This is a genomic window from Spirochaeta dissipatitropha (assembly GCF_054657935.1).
This window is the reverse complement of record NZ_BAAHXT010000009.1, coordinates 102,186-128,288: the sequence shown is the minus strand read 5'-3', so window position 1 is coordinate 128,288 and position 26,103 is coordinate 102,186. Positions and strand designations below refer to the sequence as shown.

The 26,103-nt window shown below is 48.7% G+C and carries 22 protein-coding genes and 1 riboswitch; of the genes, 12 read left to right on the top strand and 10 right to left on the bottom strand.

Translation table 11 applies throughout. The features are described 5' to 3' along the window. Window position 1 precedes the first annotated feature (1 nt). The 4 genes from ACYQ2L_RS12060 to mgtE all read right to left on the bottom strand — a co-directional run bounded on the left by ACYQ2L_RS12060 (window position 2) and on the right by mgtE (window position 3,599). Window positions 2-778 (bottom strand): alpha/beta fold hydrolase, encoded by a 777-nt coding sequence (locus ACYQ2L_RS12060; RefSeq protein ID WP_460056030.1) that lies wholly within the window; start codon window positions 776-778, stop codon window positions 2-4. 100 nt (window positions 779-878) lie between these two features. After that, entirely contained in the window at window positions 879-1,358 is a 480-nt protein-coding gene (queF, locus tag ACYQ2L_RS12055; protein WP_460055958.1) for a preQ(1) synthase, read from the bottom strand. Beyond that, window positions 1,351-2,037: a queuosine precursor transporter gene (locus ACYQ2L_RS12050; protein WP_460055956.1), complete on the bottom strand. Its 687-nt coding sequence runs from the start codon at window positions 2,035-2,037 to the stop codon at window positions 1,351-1,353. Before ACYQ2L_RS12050 ends, queF begins: the two co-directional genes overlap by 8 nt. 155 nt (window positions 2,038-2,192) lie before the next feature. Further along, window positions 2,193-3,599: a magnesium transporter gene (gene mgtE, locus ACYQ2L_RS12045; protein ID WP_460055954.1), complete on the bottom strand. Its 1,407-nt coding sequence runs from the start codon at window positions 3,597-3,599 to the stop codon at window positions 2,193-2,195. Between the two features lie 322 nt (window positions 3,600-3,921). Next, window positions 3,922-4,094, bottom strand: a riboswitch (M-box (ykoK) riboswitch). Between the two features lie 101 nt (window positions 4,095-4,195). On the opposite strand from mgtE, the gene ACYQ2L_RS12040 reads away from it, so the two are divergent. Further along, entirely contained in the window at window positions 4,196-6,019 is a 1,824-nt protein-coding gene (locus ACYQ2L_RS12040) for a poly(ethylene terephthalate) hydrolase family protein (RefSeq protein WP_460055951.1), read from the top strand. Next, window positions 6,016-7,059, top strand: a complete 1,044-nt coding sequence (locus ACYQ2L_RS12035) for a hypothetical protein (RefSeq protein ID WP_460055949.1) — start codon at window positions 6,016-6,018, stop codon at window positions 7,057-7,059. The genes ACYQ2L_RS12040 and ACYQ2L_RS12035 overlap by 4 nt, the downstream gene beginning before the upstream one ends. Before the next feature lie 63 nt (window positions 7,060-7,122). Here ACYQ2L_RS12035 and ACYQ2L_RS12030 read toward each other — a convergent pair whose 3' ends face one another. Next, window positions 7,123-8,016, bottom strand: coding sequence for a hypothetical protein (locus ACYQ2L_RS12030; RefSeq protein ID WP_460055946.1), 894 nt, complete (start codon window positions 8,014-8,016; stop codon window positions 7,123-7,125). 156 nt (window positions 8,017-8,172) lie between these two features. On the opposite strand from ACYQ2L_RS12030, the gene msrA reads away from it, so the two are divergent. Further along, entirely contained in the window at window positions 8,173-8,775 is a 603-nt protein-coding gene (msrA, locus tag ACYQ2L_RS12025; RefSeq protein ID WP_460055944.1) for a peptide-methionine (S)-S-oxide reductase MsrA, read from the top strand. Next, entirely contained in the window at window positions 8,772-9,533 is a 762-nt protein-coding gene (gene msrB, locus ACYQ2L_RS12020; RefSeq protein ID WP_460055942.1) for a peptide-methionine (R)-S-oxide reductase MsrB, read from the top strand. Before msrA ends, msrB begins: the two co-directional genes overlap by 4 nt. Window positions 9,534-9,537: 4 nt before the next feature. On the opposite strand, the gene ACYQ2L_RS12015 is transcribed toward msrB, so the two are convergent. From ACYQ2L_RS12015 to ACYQ2L_RS12000, 4 genes are all read right to left on the bottom strand, one after another. Continuing rightward, the gene (locus ACYQ2L_RS12015; RefSeq protein ID WP_460055939.1) at window positions 9,538-11,046 is read right to left on the bottom strand and encodes a Vgb family protein; all 1,509 of its coding nucleotides are present in this window, start codon (window positions 11,044-11,046) and stop codon (window positions 9,538-9,540) included. 205 nt (window positions 11,047-11,251) lie between these two features. Then, on the bottom strand, window positions 11,252-12,115 hold the full coding sequence (dapF, locus tag ACYQ2L_RS12010; RefSeq protein WP_460055936.1) for a diaminopimelate epimerase: 864 nt from the start codon (window positions 12,113-12,115) through the stop codon (window positions 11,252-11,254). Beyond that, on the bottom strand, window positions 12,112-13,371 hold the full coding sequence (gene lysA, locus ACYQ2L_RS12005; protein WP_460055934.1) for a diaminopimelate decarboxylase: 1,260 nt from the start codon (window positions 13,369-13,371) through the stop codon (window positions 12,112-12,114). The genes dapF and lysA overlap by 4 nt, the downstream gene beginning before the upstream one ends. 131 nt (window positions 13,372-13,502) lie before the next feature. Beyond that, complete coding sequence (locus ACYQ2L_RS12000; protein WP_460055931.1) at window positions 13,503-13,760, bottom strand: hypothetical protein; 258 nt, start codon at window positions 13,758-13,760, stop codon at window positions 13,503-13,505. Window positions 13,761-13,924: 164 nt separating this feature from the next. Here ACYQ2L_RS12000 and ACYQ2L_RS11995 point away from each other — a divergent pair, with 164 nt between their 5' ends. From ACYQ2L_RS11995 to ACYQ2L_RS11965, 7 genes are all read left to right on the top strand, one after another. Continuing rightward, window positions 13,925-15,112 carry an ROK family transcriptional regulator gene (locus ACYQ2L_RS11995; protein WP_460055928.1) on the top strand — a complete coding sequence of 396 codons (1,188 nt, stop codon included), beginning with the start codon at window positions 13,925-13,927 and terminating at the stop codon, window positions 15,110-15,112. A 3-nt stretch (window positions 15,113-15,115) separates the two neighbouring features. Next, on the top strand, window positions 15,116-16,009 hold the full coding sequence (locus tag ACYQ2L_RS11990; protein WP_460055925.1) for a carbohydrate ABC transporter permease: 894 nt from the start codon (window positions 15,116-15,118) through the stop codon (window positions 16,007-16,009). Continuing rightward, the gene (locus ACYQ2L_RS11985; protein ID WP_460055922.1) at window positions 15,999-16,841 is read left to right on the top strand and encodes a carbohydrate ABC transporter permease; all 843 of its coding nucleotides are present in this window, start codon (window positions 15,999-16,001) and stop codon (window positions 16,839-16,841) included. The genes ACYQ2L_RS11990 and ACYQ2L_RS11985 overlap by 11 nt, the downstream gene beginning before the upstream one ends. 39 nt (window positions 16,842-16,880) lie before the next feature. Continuing rightward, window positions 16,881-18,149, top strand: a complete 1,269-nt coding sequence (locus ACYQ2L_RS11980) for an ABC transporter substrate-binding protein (protein ID WP_460055919.1) — start codon at window positions 16,881-16,883, stop codon at window positions 18,147-18,149. Between the two features lie 121 nt (window positions 18,150-18,270). After that, the gene (locus tag ACYQ2L_RS11975) at window positions 18,271-20,796 is read left to right on the top strand and encodes a glycoside hydrolase family 31 protein (protein WP_460055917.1); all 2,526 of its coding nucleotides are present in this window, start codon (window positions 18,271-18,273) and stop codon (window positions 20,794-20,796) included. Between the two features lie 276 nt (window positions 20,797-21,072). Next, window positions 21,073-23,181, top strand: a complete 2,109-nt coding sequence (locus tag ACYQ2L_RS11970; protein WP_460055914.1) for a TIM-barrel domain-containing protein — start codon at window positions 21,073-21,075, stop codon at window positions 23,179-23,181. Then, window positions 23,178-23,966 carry a hypothetical protein gene (locus tag ACYQ2L_RS11965; protein ID WP_460055912.1) on the top strand — a complete coding sequence of 263 codons (789 nt, stop codon included), beginning with the start codon at window positions 23,178-23,180 and terminating at the stop codon, window positions 23,964-23,966. Before ACYQ2L_RS11970 ends, ACYQ2L_RS11965 begins: the two co-directional genes overlap by 4 nt. Window positions 23,967-23,971: 5 nt before the next feature. Here ACYQ2L_RS11965 and ACYQ2L_RS11960 read toward each other — a convergent pair whose 3' ends face one another. Continuing rightward, entirely contained in the window at window positions 23,972-24,787 is an 816-nt protein-coding gene (locus ACYQ2L_RS11960; protein ID WP_460055910.1) for a TrmB family transcriptional regulator, read from the bottom strand. Between the two features lie 103 nt (window positions 24,788-24,890). Between ACYQ2L_RS11960 and ACYQ2L_RS11955 the strand changes: the two genes are divergently transcribed. Beyond that, window positions 24,891-26,099, top strand: a complete 1,209-nt coding sequence (locus tag ACYQ2L_RS11955; RefSeq protein ID WP_460055908.1) for a sugar ABC transporter substrate-binding protein — start codon at window positions 24,891-24,893, stop codon at window positions 26,097-26,099. The last annotated feature ends 4 nt before the right edge of the window (window positions 26,100-26,103 follow it).

Below are 26,103 nucleotides of genomic sequence, written 5' to 3'. Positions count from 1 at the left end.
ACTAAGCAGTCGTCTTCAATTTGCGGTAAAACTCCTCGATTTCCCGGGCAAGTACCTGCGGTTTTTCGATGACCACGGCATGGCCGGCTCCTTGAATTACTGCCAGTTGCGAGTCAGGAATATTCTGATGCAGGAGCTGACTGTAGCGCGGCGTTTTCAAAACATCCAGCTCGCCGACAACCACGAAGGTTGGGCATGCAATGTCTGAAAGCTTCCCGGTTATATCCAGCTGCAGGAATGCATCGCACAGTCTGGCAAATCCTTCAAAAAAATCCCTGGGTAACTGTATAAGGCCTTCTTCCCTGGCCATGAGTTCATCCCTGTGTTTTTCAATGTATTCCGAGGAATAATTCCAGGGAATGAGACTTCGGTAAAAAACCCGGGGATCGGACAGGGCAGCGGCTTTCCAGCTTTCAACAGCAGCCTTCAATTGGGCGTCGCTTTCGCTTACCCCATCTATGAGAATCAGGCTTGCACAGGACTCAGGATAGGACAGAGCAAAGAGCATGGCTACTTCTGCACCGTATGACGTTCCAATGATGTGAACTTTTGGGACCTTGAGCTTATCGAGAAGGTCCTTAACCTCGTGCGCGTGGGATTCCATGGAGTATCCTTGAGATACTTTAGGACTACGTAATTGATCCTTAAAATCGTGAAATATATCTATTCCCGGGGGGAGGAGGGACTGCAGGGGTTTCCAGTGCGATGATGTCATTCCAATCCCATTCAGATATAAACGAGGTGTCTGAGTCTTACGGGATTCGGGATGAGTTACCATATCATAATACAAATCGTACTTATTGGTAGCCATGCTACTTTAGATGATATGAGAAGTTATTCGAGGCGTCAAGGCGCACCCTGAATCTTAGACAGCCTGCTCAGCGATTATCAATCTTCTCCGGATACAGATCATGCATCAGCAGCCGTTGGGCGGCAAAATCCTCCCAGCGGCTGTCCGGTTTTCCGTAATTGGCATAGGGATCAATACTGATCCCCCCGCGTGGAGTGAACTTGCCCCAGACCTCAAGATAGCGCGGCTGCATCAGTTCTACCAGATCTTCGAGTATCCGATTCACACAATCCTCGTGAAATTCACCGCTGTTGCGGAAACTGAACAGGTATAGTTTGAGCGACTTGCTCTCTACCATTTTTAGATCCGGAATATATTGCAGGTAGATCCTTGCAAAATCCGGCTGATTGGTTATGGGACAGAGACTGGTAAATTCCGGGCAGTTGAATTTCACGAAATAATCACGGTTCTGGTGCCGGTTGTCGAAGGTCTCAAGTACCCCGGGATCATACTGGGTCGGGTATTCGGTTTTCCCGCCAAGGCTCAGTTTCTGAAGATCCTCACGCATCTGCAGGCTCCCTGGTATAGAATGCCTTCATTATATAGAGGAAGGGGGTGTCGATGAGCGCAATAATCAGTTTGACAATGAGTTGGCCGAGAATGATCCCCCAGACTGCTGGCCAGGGCATGGTTCCGGCAAAGGCGATGAGGCAGAACAGCAGGGTGTCGATGGTCTGGCTGCTGGTGGTGGAGCCGATATTTCGCAGCCAGAGGGCCCGGCTGCTGGTGCGTGTTTTCAGCCACTGGAAAACATAGATGTCCCAGTTCTGACTCACCAGGAAGGCCAGCAGCGAGGCTGCTGCAATCCGCCAGGTGGAGCCCAGTATTGTTTCCAGGGCCTGCTGATGGCCCCAGAAGACTGCCGGCTCCCAGGCAATGACGATCTGCACACCGACGACCAGCAGCAGTGAAGCACTGAAGCCACCCAGAATTGCTTCTTTGGCTGCGCGGAAACCGAAGAACTCGTTCAGGGCATCGGTCAGGAGGAAAGAAACCCCATACACGATTACCCCGGCCGGTACCGTCCAGGGCCCGAACATAACAATTTTGCCGGCAAAGATATTTGCCATTACGATGAGTGCGGCATATACCGCGACCAGAAAGGATGCGCCGTATCTGCGCCCCGCAGCCAGCGCCAGGGTGGTCACCGCCAGGCTGGCGACAATCCACAAGAGAATCAGAATCATGAAGAACTCCTTAGTTTTGTTTTGTAGCGCGAAGGATGTTGCGAACTCCGCGGACGAGTCGGACTATAGATTGATTATGGTCTGAGGTCAATAGATGAATTAATCCAGAAAATAATGGGGGAGTAAATTATTGATCTCACTCCCCCGGAATCAGCTCAGACCAGAACCTGCGGTAGAAAGAGGCTGACCATTGAAAAGTAGATCAGCAGTCCGCTTATGTCCTTGATGGTGGTAATAATCGGATCGGCACCAGCCGCCTGATCGAATCCAAACTTGACCAGTACCCAGGGAACGATAAATCCAAGGGCGACTGCAATCGAGATGGTCAGGGAAAGGGAAATACCGACTGCCAGACCGAGGGCGGGCATACCCATCCAGAGACCTGCTATGGCTCCTCCAATAATCCCGAGAATTATTCCCATGCCCACTCCGTTCAGGACTTCGGTCATCCACTGGCGGAAGAATCTGGTCATGCTGATCTGACCGAGCACCAGACCGCGGGTGAATATTGTCGAGCTCTGGGTACCTACGTTTCCACCCATGTCCATAATCACCGGAATGAAGATAGCGGTGGCAACTACTGCCTCCAGCAGCTCTTCAAAAACACCGATTACTGCACCGGCGGCCATACCCCCGGCGAGGGTAATCAGCAGGAATGGCAGGCGTACAGCGAGCACATGCAGGAGGCCTCCATGAAGCATGCGATGGCTCCGGTCTGATTCCCGTTTGGTCAGGTCGAGAAGCCCAACCTTGTCATACATATCGTCCGTGGTTTCTTCGCGGATAACGTCCATTGCATCATCTGCTGTCAGTACCCCGACCAGACGGTTTTCAGCATCCAGCACTGGCAACTCAACGAGGTCCAGTCTTTGCAGCAGGCGTGCTGAGCTTTCCTGATCGTCTCCGGTGTGCACCGCATCGTAGGTACCCTGTGGAAGTATATCGGCGATTTTCAGCTGTTCATCTGCAAATACCAGCGCACTCAGGGGAAGGACTCCTTCCAGATGGCGGGTTTCATCGATAACGTAGACAGTATGCACGGGTACATCGAGACTGGCATTACGCTTGCGGAAGGACTGCAGCGCTTCCGATACTTTCTGTTGTTTTTTTGCCTGCAGATATACCGGGGACATAATGCGGCCAACGGTGTCATCGGCATAACCCATCAGTTTGGCAGCGGCACTCCGCTGTTCTTTGGGTAGGCCTTCGAGAAAACGCTTGGCAACCTTGGCAGGTAGCTCATCCAGCAGGCGGACCTGATCGTCAGGATCCAGCTCGGAAATCAGCTTGAGTGCCTCTTCACGGGTGAATGATTCAATAAGCTCACCTTGAAATGAGGCGTCCATAAGGTCGAATACCTCAACAGCTGTGTTCTTGTCCAGTAATCGGAATAGTACTGCGCTGTCGTGTTCGCTGGAGATCAGAAGCGAGTCGATAATTTCGGCTGCACTCATGTGTCGCAGGCTGTCTTTTACCGGTGCGAGATTCTGTTCCCGTATGTGGGTGTGTGCGAATTTCTGGAACTCGGCTGTGGTCATATCGGTGTATTGTGTTGTGTTCATTTGGGAACTCCTTGTCTTTGTATCCGACAGGAAGCACACCATGTAGATAGGTATTGATCAGCCTTTTGAACAATACCTGGCAGGGGGCAAACTGTCGGAGGTGGTGGTGAAACATATGTTGAAATATAAACTACTCGATCCAGGGTCACTGTCCATGTGTTCCTCCTTGTTACAGTTCACCGGTGGGTTTCGGTCGGCAACGCCGGACCGCGGCGAAAAAAAAACGGCCCTTTTCGGCTGAACCGAAAAAGGCCGTTTCACGAACAGATCTCACGCTTACTGGCGCAGGTGTTCGTTCCCCGTCACATGTTCTGGCGGGGATCAGGGCCTTCCTCGATTCGGTTTCGGCACTGTACAACGTAGCATGGGTTCAGCATGCGAGCCGCGTTATGCACATCCTTAATCCGAATGTGCCTGTTCTACCCCTTGGCGTCTTTCGACATTTCGGGGCAGCGGCCTGGGTTTGTACAGGAGCCTCACCTTACAAAGGCAATTTACAATTATCATAAAGTACGATTGGGGGTCAAGTAGTATTGAAAAGAAGTCCCATTTCATTCAATGATACCCCTGTTGTACGAAACTCAATGGAGAAAAAAATGAAATCTGATCTCGATGTCAGTCCGGCTCCTGGTCTGGTCTGCATTCTGGCTTTTTGCCTGGCTGCTTTCAGTGTAATGTCCTGCTCAAGTTTTCCGATTGCCAGCGCAGAGAGCATATATGCTTCTGCTCCGTATTGGCCCGCGGCATCCACTTTGGCGGATCCCGCCGCTCCAGGACCTTATACGCCAGGCAACTATCTGTATGCTGGAGAGTATAACCCTCGAAGGCCGGAATACCGGGGAGAAGCTGTGGCGGTGCGCACCGACACGGTTGACCTGAGTCCTTTTTTTACGGATCAGCCGGCTCGGCTGCGAGACAATATTATCCGGCCGGCTCATTATCATGACCGTATTTCTGAACGCTACTGGGGCTTTGATGCATCTGCAGTTCCGGTCAATGGTACGGTCTGGTATCCTCAGGGGCAGGGACCGTTTCCCTTGATTGTTGCGGTACATGGGAACCACAATCCCTATAACAATTCCGAGTTCGGCTACGATTATCTGGGCAGCTTGCTTGCCTCGCAGGGGATCATTTTTGCCAGCATTGACCAGAATTTTCTGAATGGCATTACTGATGGCCGCGAAAATGATGCGCGTGCTGCGCTTCTATTGCATCATGCGCATGAACTGATTCGTCAGGGAAATGATGAGCAGTCGCCGCTGTATCAGCTGGTTGATGAGCAGCGGCTGGCCTTGATGGGGCATTCACGCGGTGGAGAAGCAGCGGTGAATGCTGCCATTTTTAACGAGTTGGGAATCTGGCCGGATAATGCAGCTGTCCGCTTCGATCAGCGCCTTGCAATCAGATCGGTAATCGCCCTGGCACCGGTTGAGGGGCAGTATCGTCCGGGCCAGAGAGAAATAATGGCCGATGGGGTTGATTTTCTTTATCTGCACGGTTCAGCAGATGGTGATGTTGACGTTGACTTTGCCTCACGCTTCCTGAATCGTCCGGGACTGTCGGAAGATAATTTCCGCCTGGGGTACTGGATTTACGGAGCTAACCATGCCTATTTTAACCGTGACTGGGCCGAAGGCACCAACGAATTTCCTGTGCCGGCAGCATTCCGCTTGAACCCAGATCAGCAGCAGCTTCTCTGCAAGGTTCTGGTCAGTGCTTTTCTGCATGTCAGTCTGGATCTTGAACCTGCATACCGTGATTTTCTACAGGACTGGCGTACCGGCTATGACTGGTTGCCGAATACGGTATATATAAGCCGCTGGCGTTCAGGCAGGGATTTAGTTCTGGCCGACTTTTCCGAGGATGGCGATCCGCGGACAGCCGGGGCACCGGGTTGGGTGATCGATGCTGAGGGCTTTTCCTTGTGGCGCGAAGGCAAATTGCCGGGGATCGCAACGGGGTATTTTTTTGCACCGGAAATATCTGACCGGAATCTACAAACGCTTCACCAGAACAGTTTCGCTGTTTTTCTTCAGGGAAAGAATGATCGGGTCGGTGAGTACCGCTTGAGTGGTCCGGCGGTTTCTGCAACGGGATTACGCTTCGACATAGGTGCGCACCCAGTGAATGGCATTGACAGCGATATAGCTGAACAACTGCTTGATGCTGAAGTTCTGGTAGAGCTGGCGGATGGTCGTGTTTTCGATTATCGCATGGTTGAACTCGGCAGTATTACTGTTACGCCTGCGACCTTTCATCTTTTGCGCTGGTCCAGCCGCTATTATAAACCACAAACCATGCAGATAGTTTTCCCCGAAATAATGGATATTACCGGCATCAGATTTGTCCTGCCCTCGGGTACTGACCTTGAATGGCATATTGACCGGATCGTGGCTGTCCGTGAAGGGAGTTTTGAATGATGCTGAACAATACATTATATCGCCGATTTATGTTGATGTTATTATCTGTATTTTTCTTTCTGTCTGCACATGGAATCTACGCCCAGCAATGGCAGCTGGAGCCGGAGATGTCGTTCGCCGTATTTTCTACCGGACTGCCTCTGGCTGACAGCGCAATCAGAGGGTATCAGCTTTTGCAGGCCCGGAATGGTGCCTACTTTCAGCTTGGCTATGGGCTGAGACTACAGCGTGATTATTACCTGTTGATTCCCGAACGGGAAAGTGCGCTTCAGCTGTTTGGAGGTTTTGAGCAATTCAGCCTGACCGGGAGTGATGATCTCAGTCGTGAAATCAATAGAGGCTATATACGGCTCGGTATTGATCAGGTTCTGGCAGGAGACAGAGTACGGGAAAATCGGTATCTCATGGTTTCTCTGTATAACACCTCGCGCTGGGTAGTCCCCCGTCCAATACCAGGGGGAGACAATACCATGGATACCTTTTTTACACATACTCCGAATCTGAAACTGAGTTTTGCCCTGGCCGAAAGGCCGGATTTCTGGCAGATTCTCGGAATATCCGGAAGTGTTGGCAGCAGTCTTGAGAGCGGCCACAGTTTGGCGGGTGATTCCTGGGCATACCTGACGGGGCAGGCCGACCTGGACTTTTTTATTCCGCTTATCGGTCGCTGGCTCTATCTGGCAGCCGGCAGTCGAGCTGGAGCTGATCTGTATGACTTTACTCCTGGGGCTGAATATCCTCAATGGTATTATTCCGGCGACCGCAGCCCGGCCTGGATCTACGGACAGCTTGATGTGAAAAGCCGTGTTCTGCGAACCAACCCTATAATACCGATCGGTCTAGAGATAGGGGCTGGAGTCAGCAGCCGTATTCAGGCCGACAGTATACCTGCCCTGGACATTTCTGGAGCAGAGCCTGTTGTCAGTTTTTTCGCTGATCTGGCCGTCGACTCGAACCCCATATTTGCCTTTCGTATTCGTAGCGGTTTTAACTGGAATCCGCAGAGCGGAGATCTTGGATTTTTTATTGCTGGTATGTAGAGGAGATTGTTGTGTTTCCCCAGGCCGTGCACGCAAGGCGTGGCCCGGGGATTGTTCAGTATATTATCTTGCCATCAGTGCATAGCCAGCAATATCGTGCCCGGGTCTATGCTCGATAATGAAGTAGATATCTCCTCCAGCCTGTGCTGTGCCTAAACCGTTACTTACAGAATCAGTATCTTCCATTCTTGCTTTTTCGGACAAGAGGGTAGTGAAATCATCGTCCATAACCGTAACAGATATTCTTCCCCACTCAAGGGTTTTATCTTCTTCTTCGGCAATGTTGTTATGGTGAGTTCTCAGAAATGCCGCTCCATTGGTGCTATCCGCAAATGAAAACTGTCGGGTTTGAATTCCTGTGGCCTCATGATACGAAGCCTTCCGCACCATCACTCTGTTGTCAATTCTGGCTTCAAAAAACCGGCCGTTCCTGTTCGCCGTTCCAGTTGGTACTTCTGCAGTCTCTCCATGCAGGAGGAAACCTTCGGTGCGTCTTGGAGAAATGTAGAAGTGTTCCCCGCTGCCTGCTTCCCGTTCTGCTTTGAGGAAAACATGTCCCCGTTCATCTCCCAGTTCCAGGGGAACTGTGGATGTTTGATCTGCTCCTTCGAGAATGTTGCCTTCTATGTCGTAGGCGGTAATCGTCACCTTGGCCAATTCTCCGCCGGCATCATGGAACCAGAAAATTCTGGAATTACCTTGATCAGCGGTCCGATGTATCCACACAACATCTTCCCCCGCAGGGAAGCTTATAGGATACCAGGTACCCTGCATTATTCTTTCTTCAAAAGAATCAGAATTGTATGCCTCCCATGCAGGATGGTCTTCAGCAATGAGAGGCGGATCCTCTGATTGGGTCGAATCGCAGGAAGTAAAGAACAGGGCTGCGGAGCATACCCAAAACAGGAATACCAGACTCAAAGAAATTCTGGAAACATTAGCTTTCGTTGTTATCATATTATCCTCCATATAAGTTTGTCACAGTATACGTGAATAATCTTAAAATCAGCTTAAATCATATTTATTATTAAATTACTTTGTATTTGTGTTGCTGATATGAGGACTTCTGTTTCGATTCTGCTTATTTTAACAGTAAGGAGACACAGAATGTATATGAAGCGATTAGCAGGCATGGTTGTTACTCTTGTTGTACTGTCGGCAGGCGCTGCTGTGGCTCAGACCGAGCTTGCAGTCTTTGCAGGCGGCTGTTTCTGGTGTGTCGAAGAAGCCTTTGATAAACATGAAGGAGTAATCTCAACGATCTCCGGATTTTCTGGTGGGCATGTCGAAAACCCCAGTTATCAGCAGGTAACCTCCGGCGGAACCGGTCATCTTGAGGTGGTACAGGTAGAATACGATCCGGCCATTATCAGTTATGACGAACTGCTTTACGTCTATTGGCGGAATGTCGATCCCTTTGATGCAGGCGGGCAATTCTGTGACAGGGGAGATATTTATACCACGGCAATTTTTTACGTCACAGATGCACAGCGGCAGGCTGCAGCATCCTCAAGGCAGGAATTAGAGCAGCGCTTCGGCCGATCAATTGCAACTACCATTCGAGCCTTCACAGAGTTTTTCCCGGCAGAGGAGTATCATCAGAATTATCACAACAAGAATCCAATCAGATACCGATTTTACCGCACAGTCTGTGGAAGATATGCGCGACTGGATGAAATCTGGGGCAGTGAAGCGCGGGGAGAGGTTATAAGATGATTTATAAAAGTTCAGGACGAGGCAGTAGAGGACGAGTTGTTCTATTTATGGCACTTGCGGCAATAGTGTTGACTGCGGCATGGGGATTGACCAGCCTTCTGGCTCAAGGATCGGCTTCCAGAGAGCAGGATTCCCAGGCTGTCATTGAGCCGATTGTGACCGAACCTGTGAATGTTGAACGCGTTGAGGTGTCTACCTGGCAGCAGTCAGCTGATCTGGTGCGGTCGCATGTGAATGGTGTTCTGGTGAATGGCCGCCCCTTAGCCAGAGTTGCAGATACCTACAGTGTTGATCTCCGCGTTATACACAATGAAGAATTCCGCAATACCTCGTTTCCCGTTCAGCTACCGGAAGAGGAGTGGCGCCGACGTCTGAGCCCGGAGCAATTCCGCATAATCCGTGAGTCGGGAACCGAGCGTGCCTTTACCAGTCCGCTGGACAAAATTTATGAGCCGGGAATCTACTACTCCCGGGCTACTGGTCAGCCGCTGTTCAGTTCGGAGGACAAGTATGACTCGAGAACCGGCTGGCCCAGTTTTACCAAACCTATTAGCCCGGATGCGCTGGCCTATTTCTACGAGCAATCATTCTTCTCACGCAATATTGAGGTAGTTGATTCATTGTCAGGCGCACATCTGGGACATGTATTCAGGGATGGTCCAGCGCCGACCAATCAACGCTACTGCATAAATGGTGAAGCTCTCATATTTGTTCCCGAAGGCGGTGATCCGCCGGAACTGCTGATTCCCGGCTTATAATGCATTATGGGTCTGGCTGGAACGGGAATATTCCTGCTGGAGGCGGCATAAATGACAGGTATCCCATGTCGTAACCAATAGGGACCTCCTCAAGAACCACATCCGCAGTCAGCTCTGATTCTCCCGGTGGTATGCCGCTTACATTAAATCGGGATATAAATCCTTCCTGCTCATAGCCGTCTTCAACCCAGAGCATGCCGTCGTATCCAAAAGCCAGGCTGCTCGGGTATAGAATTGAGTCCTCGTCATCTGCGAAGAGATACATATCTACTCTGCTGGTAACTGCCTCCAGTACATTTGAATAATTTACAAACGCCTCGAAGGTGTTTGGGTCTTCAATGTAATATACGTAGTTATACCAGGTGCCAATCCATAATCCGCCTTGTGCATCGAAAGTCAAACCTATGGCGTAATTTTGATCAATATAGGCGGCTACGTCATTCGGTTCTATGATGGAGGCGCCGGAGGCAGATATAACATCCTGGTCATTGATCCTGATAACACCATTACTGCTGTCAGCTATCCATGCGTCACCGTTCAGTGAGAAAGCAACTGAGTAGACTCGGTTGAAATAATCCGACGAATATACGGCATCTGCCTCTACTTCCTCATGTACCAGGGGTTCGCTTGCGGTACCGGGAATGATATCTGCGTTGTCAATCCGCAGCAGGGTCCCGCTGAACTGGGCTACCCAGAGGTTACCATGAGCATCAAAGGCAATGCCCATAGGTCTGTTGATGTCGCCTCCTGATAGAACCAATGCTGGCTGCTCTATTTCAGCTCCAGGCTGCAGCTGCTCATTACTCAATCTGATGATTGTGTTGTCTCCATAACTGGCAAGCCACAATGAGCCATCATGACCTACAGCAATTCCTTCAGGACTTGATGCAATTTCCGCCATGTCTATCTCTACATAGGGCTCTGGTTCGCTGCTGGTCTGGATGTCTTCAGTGCGATATCCGACTAGTTTGTCGCTGTAGTAGGCAGAAAACCAGAGAATTCCATCTTCCGGTCCATGCGGATCATCTGTAATGGTAGGTGTGTATAATTCGAGCTGGCCAGTGTCTATTGTAACCGTTTCAGTGCGGCCAGGGCGTATCCTGAATGGTTCAGAAATTCCGCCAAACAAGATATCATCACCCTGAGACACCTCGAGCATTACCTTGAAATCTGTATATACCGGAATGGAAGCCAACTTCACCCGTTTCTCTTCATCGGGCTGCAGGGTAAACTGCTGATTTTCTCTGTCATTAATCCGGATGGGGGTTCCTGGCCGGCGGTGCTCGATCAGATTTTCCTGCCGACTCACAACATCGAGCTGATCTTCCGGAAACAGGCGTATATTAACTGTATAGGGCTGATCGCTAAGCAGGTTTCTGCTGTACATTGGCGCATCCTGAGACAGACTGAATGAGAATTGCATCTGCCCGGTCTGATCAACCTGAAGCGCACTACACGCAGTCAGAATAATGACTAACACTAATACATTACATTTAATTAGTAATTTACTCATATTTTTAATATAACACTGCTAATTTCGAAAATCCATTATATAGCTTGAAGAGCTGAACGGTTCATGAGCAGGTGCAAAGAGATCAGATGATTTTTCCGTTCTACAGCAAGTCCGTCAGGAAGAGCATTTCTGCTTCTGACAGTTGATCGCCTGGCACCGATGGAAAAATCTCCGGCTTCTATATTCAGGAAGCCGGATGAATTAATTAGAGAGAGGGAATATGTACCACGCCGTCGAAGACACGGGTTGCCGGTCCGGTCATAAATACCGTTTCCTCAGTAACCTCGATGTGCAGGGTGCCGCCAAGTAAATGCAGCTGAACGCTGCGGTCAGTCAGGCCGTTCAGGTGAGCTGCCACCGCAGTAGCGCAGGCCCCGGTTCCGCAGGCCAGAGTCTCGCCTGAGCCGCGTTCCCAGACCCGCATCTCTATTTCACCGCGGTTCAGCACCCGGGCAAATTCTACATTGATTCGATTCGGGAAGAGCTTGTGCAGCTCTAATCGGGGACCGAGTGTATGGATCTGGTAGTCAGTTACCTGCTCGGTGAAGAAGACAGCATGAGGATTTCCCATGGATACTGCGGTAAACTGCAAACCTTCGGCTCGTGGATCATCAATGTCAGTCAGGGATATCGGTTCAGATATTACCGGATTCTTCTGGATTGCTACCGGAATATCGGGGCCATTCAGGCGGGGCCTGCCCATATTTACCCGTGCTCCGACCGCAGAGCCGTTTTCAATAATAATATCGATCGGCAGATCTCCGGCCAGTGTTTCAATGACAACCCGGGATTCTGCTGTAATGCCCTCATCATGCAGAAATTTCGCCACACAGCGGATTGCGTTACCGCACATTTCGGCCTCACTGCCGTCGGCATTGAACATCTGCATGCGAGCGGTTCCGCGTGATGATGGTTTTATCAGGACCAGACCGTCGGCGCCGATGCCGAAATGGCGGTCGGAGACAAAACGTGCAACCTCAGGGGCATTGTCTATGTCCTTCTCCAGGCAGTTCATGTACACATAATCGTTGCCCAGTCCATGCATTTTGGTAAAAGCCAGGTTTTTCATCGGTATTCTCCCAGGATCTGCTGCGCCTGTTCAGCGTTGCTCAGGGCTGGCTTGGCCAGGCGGAATCCTTCTGTGTCCAGCACGACCTCGTGAGGCAGGGGCCGCAGGTTGTAGGGTGCGGCCATAGATGCGCAGTATGCACCAGCATTGAGAATCGCAATGTAGTCGCCTTCTCGCAGCTCGGGCAGTTCGCGGTCGACCGCAAAGCAGTCGCCGGTCTCGCAGATGTTGCCGCAGATGTCGTATTTTTTCTGTTCGCCGCCGGGATTGCTCAGGTTCACGATGTGGTGGTAAGCCTGATACAAAATAGGTCGAATCAGGTGCGAGAACCCGGAGTTCGTACCGGCAATCAGACGCCCGTTATTGTCTTTTATGGTGTTGACCTGCAGTACCAGATAGCCCGATTCAGCCACAATGAACTTGCCCGGCTCGAAGTACATTTTCAGGTGACGGCCTGTTTTTTCGCAGTGTTCTGCAAAAATGCGTGAGATTTCAGCTCCGAATACCTGATAGTCGATAGCCTTCTCATCGGGTGAGTAGGGAACCTTGAAGCCTCCGCCGAAATCCACGAACTCCAGGTCAGGAAAATGGTCCGGAGTGGCAATGCTCAGGAGATTCTTCATGCTCTGGTATACCTTGTCGGTTTCTGCAATACCGCTGCCGGTATGTTCATGAAGCCCGACAACGCTCAGATTATACTGCTGAATGATTTTCTTGACCCGCTCGACATCCTTCAGCAGGATCCCGAACTTGGTCAGATCACCGCCGGTGCGGACAATGCTATGCTCACCAGCTACAACATCCGGGTTGAAACGCAGACAGATCTTACTGCCGGGGAAGGCTTTCGCAAATTTTTCCAGCCGTGACAGACTGCCGATGTTGAACATGACTCCAAGATCGTGGACTTCCTGCATCTCCTCTTCGGTGAGATTATTGGCAGTGTAGAGGATCCGGTCATTGGGGAATCCGATTGATTGAACCAGATGCACTTCGGCCGGGCTGACGGTGTCCACTGAAGCTCCCTCGAAAAGCAGTCGCTTGAGAATCGGCACAGAGAAGTTAGCCTTCAGGGCATAATAAATAGTGAGATCGTCCCAGGTAATGTGCGTTTTGAGCGCCTGGTACTGCTCGACAACACGCTCTATGTCGTAGAGATAAAAAGGTGTGGGGTATTCCCGGGCGGCCTGCTCCAGGGAATTGCCGCGAATGGAGTAGCCTGTGTCTGTCAGCTCAATAGCTCCGCCTACGTGTGTCATTGGTGTATCCTTTATATGCTATGAGAATCTTTTATGTTTGATCATTTCAAGGTAAAGATTTCCGGGTAAATGAGCAAGTAGTTTAATGCTATCCTGGAATACCTACGAACTCGGTGATCAATTATCAGTAGCTACCTGAGCGCAGATGCTGTATACAGCACGGTAAGCAGGGCAAAGCCAAATCCAGGAATCAGCCAGCCACTGGTTTTCGAAGTGTCAGGCCTTGCCTTTTCAGCAGACCACGATGAAAAGCAGAATACGGCCATAGATCCCGAGAACAGGATATTGTAGATGCCTTTTTCCGGTGAGGCGATAATACCTATCGCTGCAATAAAGAAGGCCAGTATAGATATAAGCACATTAAGATTCTGTCTTTCACGCAGGTTCATACATTTTTCCTTGTAAGGTGTTCTTCTGGAATCATTATTGTCCAAAGCAGTACATACTTCCAGCGATCGCATGAAAAATTCTCTTGACAGATAACAGAACCCGATCAATACTATATTTGTTCGACGAACAAATTAAGTTTTTAAAGCTGATTGAGGAATATTATATGAAGCGGACCGGGGATAATGACTTTATAAAAGAGCTGAATTATAAGCTGATTCTGGATGCTATCCGAATACATGAGCCAATATCACGAGTTGAATTATCCAGGCTTACCGGGCTGACCCGGTCTACCTGCACCTTGATCTGTGAGCGTATGATCCGTCAGGGAATCATTATGGAAACGGGGAAAGGGGATTCTACTGGTGGACGACCTAGAATCCTGCTTCAGCTAAATCCTGAGGTCGGAGTCGTGCTTGGCTTTAAATTGATGGATGATGGTTTCTCATGTGCTTCGGTAGATTTACGAGGTGGCATTTTCAGTAAACAATCACAGACAATCAATAAACATTCCGAACCGGAATATTACCTGAATATGTTTGACAATTTTGTTGAAAAATGCATTTGCGATCATAAGAACGCGTATGCTCAAATCCCTGTACTTGGTCTTGGGCTAGGGCTTGGAGGAAGAATCTCCTCAGCCGACGGGATTGTTCTGGATAGTTCTATTCTTGGGTGGAAAAATGTGTCTATCGGTCCACGGCTGGAAGAAAAATTCGGGCTGCCGGTATTCGTTGAGAATGATGTAAATACCTTTGCTATTGGAGAGAAATATTTCGGTGCCGGAAAGGCCTTCGACAACTTTCTCTGTGTATCTGTTGGAGAAGGAATAGGCCTTGGAATAATTCTGGATGGAAATCTTCTTTGCGGTGCGCATCATGGTGCTGGTGAAATTGGTCACATAAAGGTAACCACTGAGGATTCTGCCCCGATATGTGCCTGTAGTCGTAGAGGCTGTCTGGAGGCCTTTACTGCAGATCGTGCATTAATTGAAGCTTACCATTCAAGAACAGGGAAGCATATTCTCCCGGAAGCACTTACTGATTTAGCGCAGGACGGGGATTCCAATGCCCTTGAAGTATTTGCTCAGGCTGGAACGTATCTCGGAATCGCTATATCAACCCTCATCAATTTATTCGACCCCCAGGCACTCATTATTGGGGGAGAACGGGCCAATGCCGCGCCTTATTTTCTACCGAATCTGAAAGAAGCAGTGAGAAAGAATGCGGTATATGGTCTGGCAGATGAAGTGGAGATTATTGCTTTACAGCCAGGAAATGATGACTGGATTCGCGGGGTTGCAGCACTCGCAATTCGAGAAATATTCGCTGCAGGCAAATTACTGGAGGTATAATCCGTGCGATTACAAGGTTCACTGGGGCAAAAAGCGGCAGTTTTCATTTTTTTAGCCCCCGCAACAATCAGTTTGATTGTCTTTTTCCTCTATCCGATTGGGTATTCCATGGTGCTTAGTCTAACCAACTATGATCCATTGAGGTCCAGGGATGCTATTGATTTCATTGGACTATCCAACTTTGTATCATACTTTCGTGGAAATGAGTTTACTTCTCAGTACACGAATGTGATGTACTATTTGGTACTGTACATTCCACTTGTGCTCACTACAGCTATGATACAGGCACTCTTATTAAACAGGGATTTTGCAGGGAAGACCTTGTACAAACTCCTGTTCTATTTACCGGTAATATCTTCCTGGGTTGCTGTAGCACTGATCTGGCGCTGGCTGCTCCATGGGCAGTATGGACTCATAAACAATATGCTGTCTGTTATTGGCATAGATGGTCCGAGCTGGTTGAACAACGCCCGCTGGGCGATGCCCGGGGTAGTGTTGGCAGCCGTCTGGAAGGATACTGGTTATTATGCACTTATTCTTCTGGCCGCGTTGAAAGGAATTGACAAGGTGTATTACGAGGCCGCTGTTATAGATGGGGCTGGTTACTTGCAGCAATTCTGGCATATTACTCGACCGCTGGTGACACCAACCCTTTTCTTGCTGGTAGTTATCAACGTGATAGCCGGCTTTCAGGTTTTTGAATCAATCTACATTATGACGGAGGGCGGTCCTGCGGGTGCCACTCGTGTCCCTGTGGAGCAGGTATACCGAAATGCATTTACGTATTATCGAATGGGCTATGCATCTGCTGTAGCGTGGATTCTAGGCTTCGTCATTATGATTGCAACCGCGATTCAGTTCCGGGTTGAAAAGAAGTGGGTCAGTTATGAATCTTAAAATCAATCATTTGTTTGGTAAGAAGTTTTTTATATATCTGTTTATGACAATTTTCGGGATTATGGCGCTCGTACCATTCGTATGGATGCTCAGTACCAGTTTGAAGTCCCGCGAAGCAATCTATACAATCCCGATTCGCTGGATACCTCAAGAGCCCAGCCTGGACGCCTATCGTGCCTTGTTCACCCTGGCCAACCTTAACTTCTTCCGCGGCCTGTACAATAGTTTCTATGTATCTGCTTTGCTGACGTTTATCCCGCTATTTACGTCTGCTATGGCAGCCTTCGTCTTTGCAAAAATCGAGTTCAAGGGACGAGAGCTCCTTTTTCAGCTTTTCATCGCAACAATGATGATTCCCGGGGTAATAACCATGATTCCTAACTTTATAACCCTGCGGTCAATGGGTTTGTTGAACACATATTCAGCTTTGGTGTTTCCCGCAATGTGTAATGCCTTTGCCATTTTCTTTATGCGGCAAACAATGATAGCAATTCATGATTCCTACATAGAGGCAGCTATTATGGACGGGGCCTCGCTATTCAGGATATTTATGCATGTGATAATACCATTGTCCACACCAGTGCTATTTACAATGGGTCTATTCAACTTCATGGGCGCGTGGAATAGCTTTCTCTGGCCTTTGATTGTGCTCTCTGACCGGAGTAAGTGGACACTGCAGTTAGGTCTGGCCAATCTAGGTTCGCAATTCTACAACTATCAACATTATCTTATGGCGGGAGCACTCGTTTCCATTATTCCAATAATAATTGTGTATTTAATAAGCCAGAGTTATGTCGAGAGAGGTTTAGCCTCTGGTGGTGTAAAAGGTTAGCAACGTTTCCGTAGGAAACGAAAAAATATAGGAGGGCGTATGAATACGACATTTCGTACCATTGGGATTGTATTTCTGATGTTCTTGATTGTTTTTCCGGTTTTTGCCGGTGGTGGTCAGGAAAGGGATAGCGGAGTAACAAGAATCCGCTATGCGAACTTTTCGGCTGGAGAGGAAAACGCAAGTACACTTCGTGCTATGGTTGATCTCTTTGAGGCTGAGAATCCGGATATAAAAATCGAGCTGGAATCCATGGGGTATGGTGATAACTATTTTACTGCATTGGTTACCCGAATAGCTGGTGGTGATGCCCCGGATGTCTTTGAGCTGAATATGGAGAATTTTTTAGCCTTTGCAATTCGTGGTGCTGTACGGCCGCTGGACGAATTGTTTGTCTCCACTGAAAGCAATACGGACATCTATGGTGAAGGATTGCTGGATGCAGTGCGTTTTAATAACCAGATCATGGCAGTTCCTCAATCCTTTTCGACCGTTGTTTTAATCTATAACAAGGATCTGTTCGATCAGGCTGGAGTTGATTACCCTACTGCCGACTGGACCTGGGAAGAATCCCTTGAAGCAGCCCAGAGGATTTCCTCGCTCGGAGATGATGTGTGGGGAGCCTTTAATCCCATTCAATTCTGGGAATTCTATAAGGTTGTACAGCAGAATGGTGGTAGCCTAATGGCCGAGGACGGAAGCCGATTTACGATCAATTCTCCGCAGAACATTGCAACCTTGCAGTATATGATAGATAGAGTCTGGAAGCATAAGGTAATGCCTGATAGAGAGCAATTAGCGAACAGACCTGAAGGTGATTTGTTCGTAGAGGGAAAGCTGGGCATGTGGCTGAACGGTGTTTGGGCCTTTACCGACTTGCGGAATCGGGTAAGTTTTCCATGGGGGATTGAAGTCGAACCCGGGAACACCTCGAAGGCTACTCACTTCTTTGGCAATGTCGCTGCCTTGAGTAATTCCAGCAAGAATCCAGAAGCAGCTTTTCGCTTTGCCAACTTTATTGCATCAGATCCCAGGGCTGTACAGTTGCGGCTTGATGCTCAGTGGGAACTTCCTACCGTAGCTGATCCCGCTATTATGGATCAATACATTTCGGACACGCCGCCGGAGAATAAGATCGCCGTAGTCGAGTCACTCCAATATGCGGTCAAGCCACCTGCGCTGGAACAGTTCAGCGAGTTAACAAACATAGTAAATACATTGATCGAGCAGGCTAGAGATGGTCTGATTTCACCCAAGGATGCCCTGGATCGTGCACAGGAAGAAGCAACAGCCAGAATCAGGCTGTAAGCAGGATAGCTATTCGGAACAGGCATCTTCCAGGAGATACCTGGTTCCGGATAACTGCGGGATCCCCGAAAACGGTTAACAGCAGTAATCGGGGATCTTTTTTATTATAAGGATATAGCGAATGGAATACAAGCAATTGGAAATTATCCACATCCCTCATGGGAATGGGCAACCCTATTATCAACAGCATTTCGAGCGGATTCCGCGAATGCCGAAGCTGGGGCAGGCAGTCATCTGCTGTGCTGAGGTAAATCCCATTGATGGTGCTGAGACCATGGATCTTGAATGGCACTATAATGAGCAAACTGAAGTGAACAAGGCAGCTTGTGTCTGTATCGGAGACAGTGACAGCGTGGGAAACAGTGGCACGCACAGATCCTGGCAGGGCTGTATACCGCCGGCATCCCGATCCGGTACGGTTCATTATCGTTTTGTAGCAAGAACCGGCTATGAAACAGTAACATCTTCCTGGTACTCGTATAAGACTGAACCGGCGATTATGGTGGATGAATTACAAAGCTGGCGATTGCTGCCCGACGGCAGTCTGGAAGCTTTACTACAAAATTCTGACGGTAGCAGCAGTATGTCTGTTTTTGCCCTTAATGAGTGGGGCTTGCATGCAAGCTTCAATGTAGTTTTATCGGATAATGCCTCGCCTGCCGGAGGGACTGCTGGCACCCTACCCTGGGCAACATTACGGGAGGAGCGCATTGATGGTGTTCATGCAGTTATTGCAGAGTACCAGGACTCAAAACTAGTTCTTTCTAAAAAGCCTTTCAGCTTCACCTTTATGGATGAAAAAACCGGTGCACGTATTGAACAGCAGGGATCAATAGAGGCGAACAGCTACTATACCCCGGATGACAGGCGACTTTTTACATTTTCACTGGATATCACCAGCTTGGATCATGAGAGTTTTTATGGATTTGGAGAGCGTTATAATCGTCTCAATCAGCGCGGTCAGATTCTATCGAACCGTGTATTTGAACAATATAAAAATCAGAAACTTAAAACCTATATGCCGGTACCGTTTTTCTTCACGAATACGGGCTGGGGACTATTGATTGACACTGACAGAACTATCGATTTTGATCTGGCAGCACAACAAAAAGATAGACTGCGAATCGAGGCAGAGACTGATAAACAGATATCGATGATGTTCCTGACCGGAAATCCAGAACGTATTTTGAAGGCTTATTTTCATTTCGAAGGAAAGCCCGAATTACCCCCTGATTGGGTATTCGGACCATGGATGAGTGGGAATGAATGGAATAGTCAGGCAAGGGTCATGGAGGTTGTGCAAAAAACCCGTGAATTGGATATTCCGGCTGAGGTGCTGGTAATTGAGGCCTGGAGTGATGAGACCAGCTTTTATCAGTGGAACGATTCCCGAGCCTCGCAACGATCACCCGAAAAGGCTCCGAAACTTGCGGACTATCAATTTTCCCGCGAAGGATTGTGGCCGGATCCCAAGGCAATGATAGATGAACTCCATAGTCATGATATAAAGCTCGTGCTCTGGCAAATACCGGTGGTGAAATTTCACGAGGATTCCGCACAGCATCCCCAGCATGATTGCGACCGGGAATACGTCGTCGAGAATGATCTGGTGTTCAAGGAAGCGGATGGTTCTGCGTATACAGTGCGGCCCGGATGGTTTCGCTCAAGCTTTCTACCGGATTTCTCTCGACAGGAAACAAGAGCCTGGTGGTTCAGAAATCGCCGATATCTGCTGGAAGAGATGGGGGTTGATGGATTTAAAACTGACGGAGGAGAGCATCTTTGGGGATACGAAGTATCTGCACCCTCAGGCGGATTTGGAGATACCAAAATAAACACCTTCCCGAAGGAGTATCTTGACAGCTATACCGAATTTATAAGGAATACGCCTCCAGATGATACCCAGAGGATTATTTTCAGTCGGGCAGGGTATCGGGGTGCGCATAAAACTCCAATGCATTGGTCAGGAGACCAGGATTCAACCTGGGATGCCTATAGGGGAACAATACGGGCAATGCTGAATGCCAATCTGTCCGGAATTTCCTTTATTGGATGGGATATCGGCGGATTTACGGGCCCTCTACCGAGCCCTGAGCTCTATTTACGCAGTGCGGCGGCAGCGGTTTTCTCACCACTCATGCAGTACCACTCGGAATATAATGATCACCGCAGTCCTTTGGTCGATCGGACACCCTGGAACATTGGAGAGTACTGGAAAGACTCGAATGTCGTACCGGAATACCGATTCCTTGCACATCTGAGGATGGCACTGAAACCCTATCTTATCCAGGAAGCAAAATGGGCAGTTCAAGAACAGACGGTCCTTATGCAGCCGCTGTTTTTCCGATGGCATACGGATAAAACCGCCTGGCAGAATGAAGATAGTTATATGTTGGGCCGTTATTTACTTGTGGCGCCAATTCTGGAAGAAGGGCAGACCCTGCGCAAGGTTTATCTACCGGAGGGAGAGTGGAGTGATTTCTGGACTGGAGAAAAGATTCTGGGTCCTTGCACTATTCAGGCCAGTGCTGAGCGCTCAAGAGTACCGGTATATGTGTATGAGACTGGAAGAAATCAACATTCCAACGGCGCTGATGCACTGGTGATTCCAGATTTCCGGCTCGCAGCAGAAGTTACTTTAAAATAAGGAAGGTAAAACGTGTATTTTCATAAGATAGACCATCCTTTTAATTTTGTGTCTACGGATCGGGCAGGGGTAAACCCTCTGCCTGAATTCGGGCCGGATGTTTTCCTGATTTCTTATCCTACATGCGATAATGAACCTCCGATTTTAGATTCCATATTGGGTTCTTTGCCTCGGCCTAATGTGCATAGCGATTATCAGATACAAAATAAGGAATCCCTATACACAGCTGAAATCTCTGACAGAGGATTTTCGCTTCACCATTCTTCAGGAACTCAGGTGCTGGTTTCTCATCCCGCTATGCCTTTTGGCGTATCAGGTGAAAAATGGCTGTTGAGTTTTTCACTACAGGGTGTAGGCGGATTTTATGGGATGGGAGAGAAAAATATCGGGTTTGAGAAAAGTCAGGTCAGAACGAGGTTCTGGAACACCGATGTCTGGGCTGATTTTGCCGCTCAGGATGTTGAGTTTGGGACTACAGATCCAATGTATGCAAGCTTTCCTGTGCTGATTCTGAATGCGAATGGGCATTGGCTGGCAATAATTCTGCCGGGTTCCTACCCTGCATTTATGGATACCGGAGCAAAGCAGGTTATAGAAGGTGTGCAGGATTCTGGAGCAGATCTTGATTTCTTTTATCTCGGATCGAAAGGATCAACGGCGGTAAAACGAGCTGATGGATCCTGTGTGGGAATGGCTCAATGTATTATTGCTGCTGCAGAAGATATGGCAAGCCTCATTCCTAAAGTCAATCGGATAGCAGGCCTTCCTCAGCGCTTTCCATTGTGGGCATTGGGGTATCATCAGTCAAGATGGGGGTACTCATCATTGGCTGAGTTGGAAGATTTATCCGAGGAGTTCAGTAATCTGCATATACCTTGTGATGGCCTCTGGCTGGATATCGACTATATGCATGAGTACCGGGTTTTCACGCTTAATCATTTTGGCTTTGATAATATTGAGAGCAGGCTGGCAGAGTTATATCGGAATGGCCGTCGGGTAGTTCCGATTCTCGATCCTGGAATGAAGCGTGAAGATGGCAATTCACTCGTGAATGAGGCAATGGAGAATGAGCTGTTCTGTCAGAATTCTGCAGGTACGGAATACACAGGATTTGTATGGCCTGGGGCAAGTTATTTTCCTGATTTCAGTCTGGACAAAACCAGAACGTGGTGGGCAAGAGAATCGGCTGCACTGGCTTTACAGGGGTTTTCCGGATTCTGGGTCGACATGAACGATCCCAGCACTGGAGCCTCGTGCGTAGATGATATGCGGTTCAATCATGGTCAGTATCCTCATGAGGCTTATCGTAACGATTACGCCAGGGATATGACGCGGGCAACATCGGAGGGTTTGCGGAAAGCTGATCCCGGGAAGCGGCCTTTTGTTCTCTCAAGAAGCGGGTCTCTGGGATCTTCCCGATGGGGTGCGCTCTGGACCGGAGACAGCATGTCAAATTACCACCACCTGAATAAAGGGATCGAAATGATATTAAGTCTTTCTCTTTCCGGAATGCCGATGGTTGGTATGGATGTTGGGGGGTTCGGGGGAGATTGTACCGATGAACTAGCGGTAGATTGGCACCGTGCAAGCTTTTTATTGCCCATTTTCCGCAATCATAGTGCTGCCGATACAAAACCTCAGGAACCATGGCGTTTTAATGAGGCATCCCTCGGACGAATTACACAGGCTATACGCGCTCGATATTCCTTGCTGCCGTACCTGTATCAGCAGATGATAAAGTATTCAAGCAAGGGTGAATCTATTGTTCGTCCGATGCTGTATCATGAGTGGAGTGAGGCAACGCGTACCTGCAGTGATCAATATTATATCGGGCCGCAGATCTTTCAGGCTCCAAAGCTTGAAGAGGGTCAGAAATCCAGAAATGTGGTATTTCCCTCCGGGGAATGGGCTGGACTGTTTACCCACCAGCAAATACGCAGCGGCCAGATCAGTGCAATCAATCTTTTGGAACACCCATTTCCGGTATTTATAAAAGCTGGAGCAGTAATCCCGATCCAGGGCTGGGATGAGACAATCAATTCCAGTGATCAGGTGGATCTCAGGAGTCCGTCATTTCTAATATATCCAGGCAAGCAGGAAACTGACTGGCAGCAATCTGAAATCAGTGAGTATGTATTTGATGATTCAGATGGCTGGGGGTATATGCTTAATGATGAATCGCTTCGTTGGACAGTCTGTTCAAGATCCGGGCAGTTGGAGATACAGACGGAGTGCCAGAAACCACAGACGGGGGAGTATGATTTGTATGTATTTGGAGAAAGGTCAGCCATTCGATTGAATGGTGAAACGTACACTCCGACTGCAGCGGAAAACCCTCTTCCAGGTTCAACGGTACCTGTGTGGAAGGTCAGGATCCCGGTATGAAATTACCCCTCGAAACCAGCGTACTCGAGGAACGAGTTGAGGCCATTTCCCGGGAGGCAGCGAAGCAGGCAGGCATTATGCAGGTAATTGCAACTGGTTCATTCGGCCTGTCACCCGAGCGGGTCGATGGATATTCTGATCTTGATTTGATTGTGCTCGTAGATCCGGCCGCAGCGGATAAATTCTACCACTCTATCGAGTGGCTTGACAGCGTGTTTCCAATCTCATGGAAATTTAAATACTATCCTGATTGCTGGCGGTTAATGTTTGATGACGGACTGTTTTGTGAACTGGCAATTCAGACCCCTCAAGCGCTTGCGAGTCTTGATTATGCTGGAGGGCGGGCAATCTGGACTGCTCCGGATTGCTCGCCGGTAGTAATTCCTGGAAAATCTTTCGATGAGACCATGTTCCGGAATCCCGAATGGTTAATCCAGGAGATATTGTGTAATTTATTTATCGCAGCTACTAAATATCACCGGGGAGAGCATCTTTCAGCAATGACATATATTCATCAGGAGTGTCGGAAATTGCTTCTTGAACTGATTACCATTACCAAAGGCAATAGGTCTGCTCCAAGCACTGATCCCTATGGTCTTGAGCGGCGTTTTGAAGAGCGTTATCCAGATTGGCGTGCAGAGTTTTCTGCATGCTTTCAGGGTTATGATGGAATTAGCGCCTCAATTTCAGGAATGCTGGAACTTATGAACACGCACTTTCAAGCATTATTTCAAAATGATTCGACTTTTTTAATCGAGGTAATTCGTGACCTTGCCACTGCGTAGAAAGATTATTTCCCCCGTTCCTGCTGATTCAGCCAGGAAAGGAAGTTGTTCTCGAGTAAGGAGTGCATTTTGATTGAGTCATCGATCAGGTTGGCGCCGAGTTTCTGCTCCAGTTTGTACAGATAGATATCATGATGAATGTGCTCTGCTATAATCGCAACAAGCAGGTTGTTGTGGCTGTATGTGCCCAGAAAACCCGAGTTCTCCCGGCCTCCGGCCAGCAGCACCCGATCTAGGTCGACAGCGAGCATGAGTCGCTTGTCCGCTGAGGGTGCGATTCCGAATTTGTCATCGTAATATAATTCAATGCCTTCAATGCCCTCTAAGTCTACCGGAATAAAACTGAAGGCTATTATTCTTACGCCTCTGTCGAGGGCCTGCTTGATTTCCTGCTTGAAAACCGTGAATGGCAGATTTGTATGAAGAAATATTTCTGTTTCTGCTGACGAGATAAGGCTGCACGCCTTCTGTATACAGTTACTGTGGCCTTCAATATTCCAGTACTGGTCAGCAACATCATGATTCTGCTTTTTTGCCAGTTCTTCCTTGACGTTGTGAATAGTATGGGTATAGTCCTGCTGCAGCTGGTCAAATAAATGTTCATAGTTTTCTGCTTTATATTCCGTTGGATCTCCCGGAAGCATAAAGACTGCTCCACGTTCATGCAGGTTTCCAAGGGCCGCGTACACGGAGGATCGCGATGCATTCAGTTCCTTGGCTATCTGCGATCCGTTTTGCTGTCCGTACTGTGTGAGGCAGATATATACCCGCGCTTCCATGTGAGAGAACTGCAGGCGCATCATTGATTCAATCAGTTCCATATATCCCCCTGAACAATTTGTAAAGTATTTACTTGACAAACTCAAGCTACCATTATTTAATGGTGTTGTACAGTCTGTACAACACATAACCGAGGAGGTTCATATGAAAAAATCAATACTTGTATTATTGATGGGTTTGATTGGTACCGCGTTTCTTTTTCCAGGGGGGCAGCAGGACAGGGGCGCCAGGTCGGAAAGTATGCCAACGCTTACCGTGTGGGCAGATGAGGCAAGAACGGAGTCTATCCGTCCACTTGCTGCAGAGTTTGAAGCGGAATACCGCGTTCGGGTACAAATTCAGACCATGGGATTTGGAGATATCCGGGATCAGCTGAAAATCGCAGGACCAGCTGGAGAGGGACCAGATGTTCTGATCGGAGCTCATGACTGGCTGGGAGAGCTTGTAGAAAACGGGCTGCTTGAGCCGGTAGCCCTGGGTGACAAGCAGTCATTGTTTCTGGATGCGGCTGTGACTGGTTTTACATATGACGGCGTTTTATACGGAATGCCCTATGCGACAGATAATGTGGCGCTCGTTCGGAATACCGAGTTGGTACCAGAGGCCCCTGCTACATTCACGGAATTGACTGAAATAGCGAGACGGCTGCGTCAGGAAGGGGCTGTGCGTTCAGGTTTTGTCCGTCAGACAGGCGATCCTTATCATTTTCACCCAATCCTTACAGCTTTCGGCGGGTATATTTTCGGACTTGATGAGAGTGGTTTTAATGCTGATGATGTTGGTATTGATTCTTCAGGCGGTCTTGCTGCTGCAGAATGGCTCATGCAGATGCAGAAAAGCGGAGATCTGCTTTCAGATATCGATTATGACGCCATGCATGGAATGTTCGAGCGTGCTGAAGCTGCCCTTATTATTACAGGTCCATGGGCAATCGAGCGTCTGGTTGCATCTGGTGTTCCTTTCGAGGTGTCTGCGATTCCGGATGAGCATGCTGCAGGCAGGCCATTTCTGGGAGTTCAGGGATTTATGGTGAGTGCTTTCAGTGAAAACAAGCTGTTGGCTCAGACTTTTCTGAGTGAATATATTGCGACTGAACAGGCGATGCAGGCAATATTCAGCAATGATCCCAGACCATCAGCTTTTATACCGGTACGCAGTGCAATCCAGGATGAGTATGTGAGTGCTTTTGCTGCAGCAGGAGAGCAGGGAATTCCAATGCCTGCTATACCGGCTATGTCAGCTGTCTGGAGTGCATTCGATGATGCTATTGTCCTGATTACTCAGGGTAGGCTGGACGGCGACAAGGCATTCAGTAATGCAGCTGCCCAGATCAGAAATGCAATAGAACAGTAAAAAG